Annotated in this window: 2 protein-coding genes and 1 pseudogene; all 3 read right to left on the reverse strand. The window is 70.1% G+C overall.

Annotated features, from left to right (window positions below; all coding sequences use genetic code 11):
• Nucleotides 1-434, reverse strand: a pseudogene (locus GTW43_RS05825) (glucose-6-phosphate dehydrogenase); the annotation flags it as partial.
• Nucleotides 435-438: 4 nt separating this feature from the next.
• On the reverse strand, nucleotides 439-1557 hold the full coding sequence (tal, locus tag GTW43_RS05830; protein WP_161300542.1) for a transaldolase: 1119 nt from the start codon (nucleotides 1555-1557) through the stop codon (nucleotides 439-441).
• Nucleotides 1558-1589: 32 nt separating this feature from the next.
• Nucleotides 1590-3354 (reverse strand): transketolase (locus tag GTW43_RS05835; protein WP_161300543.1); only part of this gene is annotated, 1765 nt, incomplete at its 5' end.

The raw sequence follows: 3354 nt of genomic DNA on the forward strand, positions 1-3354 counted from the left end.
GGGAAGAACTTCGGCGGCACCGACAGGTAGAACGCGAAGTTCCCGCCCGTGCCCTGGGACTTGTCGAGGTCCTCGATCGTCGACTTCAGCGTCTCGAACGCGTCGTCGTCGTCGAAGTTGCCCTGGACGAACCGCATGCCCTGGATGAGCTGCTGCCAGACCTCCTCGCGGAAGGGCGTGCGCGCGTGCTGCTTGACCGCGTCGTGCACCTCCTGCGCGAAGTCCTCGTCCTGCCACTCGCGGCGGGCGAAGCCGATCAGGGAGAAGCCCGGCGGCAGCAGGCCGCGGTTGGCCAGGTCGTACACCGCGGGCATCAGCTTCTTACGTGACAGGTCGCCCGTGACACCGAAGATCACCAGACCCGACGGCCCCGCGATGCGCGGGAGCCGTCGGTCTGCCGGGTCACGGAGCGGGTTGGCTCCGTGTGCGGTCAAGGGATCAGCCCTCCGAGGGGGCGAGGCGCTTGAGCTCCGCCTCGGTCGACTTCAGCAGGTCGTTCCAGGCGGACTCGAACTTCTCGACGCCCTCGTCCTCGAGCAGCTGCACGACCTCGTCGTACGAGATGCCGAGCTTCTCCACGGCCTCCAGCTCGGCGCGGGACTGGTCGTACGTGCCCGCGATCGTGTTGCCCGAGATCCGGCCGTGGTCCGCCGTGGCGTCCAGCGTGGCCTCCGGCATGGTGTTCACCGTGCCCGGGGCGACGAGGTCGTCGACGTACAGGGTGTCCTTGTACGCCTTGTCCTTGACGCCGGTCGAGGCCCACAGCGGGCGCTGCTTGTTGGCCTGCGCCTTGTCGAGCGCGGCCCAGCGGTCGCCGCTGAAGACCTCCTCGAACGCCTCGTAGGCGAGACGCGCGTTGGCCAGGCCGGCCTTGCCGCGCGCGGCCTTGGCGTCGTCGGTGCCCAGGGCGTCGATCCGCTTGTCGATCTCCGTGTCCACGCGGGACACGAAGAAGGAGGCGACGGAGTGGATCTTCGACAGGTCCAGGCCGGCGGCCTTGGCCTTCTCGAGACCGGCGAGGTAGGCGTCCATGACCTCGCGGTAGCGCTCGAGCGAGAAGATCAGCGTCACGTTGACACTGATGCCCTTGCCGATGGTCTCGGTGATCGCGGGCAGGCCCGCCTTGGTCGCCGGGATCTTGATGAGCGTGTTCGGCCGGTCCACCAGCCACGCGAGCTGCTTGGCCTCGGCGACCGTCGCCTGCGTGTGGTGCGCGAGCCGCGGGTCGACCTCGATCGACACCCGGCCGTCCTGGCCGCCCGTCGCGTCGAAGACCGGGCGCAGGATGTCGGCGGCGTCACGGACGTCCGCCGTCGTGATCATGCGGATGGCCTCTTCGACGGTGACCTTGCGGGCGGCGAGGTCGGTGAGCTGCTGCTCGTAACCGTCGCCGCTCGAGATCGCCTTCTGGAAGATCGACGGATTGGTGGTGACGCCCACGACGTGCTGCTGGTCGATCAGCTCGGCAAGGTTGCCGGACGTGATCCGCTTGCGCGACAGGTCGTCCAGCCAGATCGCGACGCCCTCCTCGGAGAGGCGCTTCAGTGCGTCTGTCATGGAATTTGCATCTCCTATGTCGTGTACGGGCGTCAGCGCTGAGCCGCGGCGAGGGATTCCCGAGCCTTGTCCGCCACGTTCTCGGCAGTGAAGCCGAACTCGCGGAAGAGGACCTTGCCGTCCGCCGAAGCGCCGAAGTGCTCCAGGGAAACGATGCGGCCGGCGTCGCCGACGTACTTGTGCCAGGTCAGACCGACGCCGGCCTCGACGGCGACGCGGGCCCTGACGGCCGGCGGCAGGACGCTGTCCCGGTACGCCTGGTCCTGCTCCTCGAACCACTCGACGCACGGCATCGACACCACGCGCGTGGCGATGCCCTCCGCCTCCAGCGTCTCGCGCGCCGCGACGGCGAGCTGCACCTCGGAACCGGTGGCGACGAGGATCAGGTCCGGAGTCGCCTTGGACGCCTCGACCCGTACGTAGCCGCCCTTGAGGGTGTCCTCGTCGACGTCGTACGTGGGCACGCCCTGGCGGGTGAGCACCAGGCCGTGCGGGTGCGAGACGCCGTACTCCTTCTTGCCGCGGCGCAGGATCTCGCGCCAGGCCAGGGCGGTCTCGTTGGCGTCGGCGGGGCGCACGACGTTGAGGCCCGGGATGGCGCGCAGCGCGGCGAGGTGCTCGACCGGCTGGTGCGTCGGGCCGTCCTCGCCGAGGCCGACCGAGTCGTGCGTCCACACGTAGGTGACGGGCAGCGACATGAGGGCCGACAGCCGGACCGCGTTGCGCATGTAGTCGGAGAACACCAGGAAGGTGCCGCCGTAGATGCGGGTGTGGCCGTGCAGCGCGATGCCGTTCATCTCCGCGGCCATGGCGTGCTCGCGGATGCCGAAGTGGATCGTGCGGCCGTACGGGTCCGCCTCGGGGAGCGGGTTGTCCGCGGGGAGGAACGACGACGTCTTGTCGATCGTCGTGTTGTTCGAGCCGGCCAGGTCGGCGGAGCCGCCCCACAGCTCGGGGATGACCGGGCCGAGCGCCTGGAGCACCTTGCCGGACGCGGCGCGGGTGGCGACGCCCTTGCCCGTCTCGAAGACCGGGACCTTGCCCTCCCAGCCGTCCGGCAGCGCGCCCGCCTGGATGCGGTCGAACTCGGCGGCCCGCTGCGGGTTGCCCGCGCGCCACTCCTGGTAGCCCTTCTCCCACTCGGCCCTGGCCTGGGCGCCGCGGTCGAGGGCCTTGCGGGTGTGGTTGATGACCTCGTCGGCGACCTCGAAGGTCTGCTCCGGGTCGAAGCCCAGCACGCGCTTGGTGGCGGCCACCTCGTCGTCGCCGAGCGCCGAGCCGTGCGCGGCCTCGGTGTTCTGCGCGTTCGGGGCGGGCCAGGCGATGATCGAGCGCATCGCGATGAAGGACGGCCGGTCGGTGACCCGCTTGGCCTCCTCGATCGCCGCGAAGATCGCCGTGTGGTCGAGGTCGCCGTCCGACTTCGGCTCGACGCGCTGGACGTGCCAGCCGTACGCCTCGTACCGCTTGGCGGTGTCCTCGGAGACCGCAGTCTCCGTGTCGCCCTCGATCGAGATGTGGTTGTCGTCCCACAGCAGGATCAGGTTGCCGAGCTTCTGGTGCCCGGCCAGCGAGGACGCCTCGGAGGAGATGCCCTCCTGGAGGCAGCCGTCACCGGCGATCGCGAAGACGAAGTGGTCGAACGGAGAGGTGCCGGGGGCCGCCTCCGGGTCGAACAGACCGCGCTCGTAGCGGGCGGCCATCGCCATGCCCACCGCGTTGGCGACGCCCTGGCCCAGCGGGCCGGTCGTGGTCTCGACACCGGTGGTGTGGCCGTACTCCGGGTGGCCGGGGGTC

The sequence above is a fragment of the Streptomyces sp. SID5785 genome (assembly GCF_009870065.1).
In the GTDB taxonomy this organism is placed as follows: domain Bacteria; phylum Actinomycetota; class Actinomycetes; order Streptomycetales; family Streptomycetaceae; genus Streptomyces.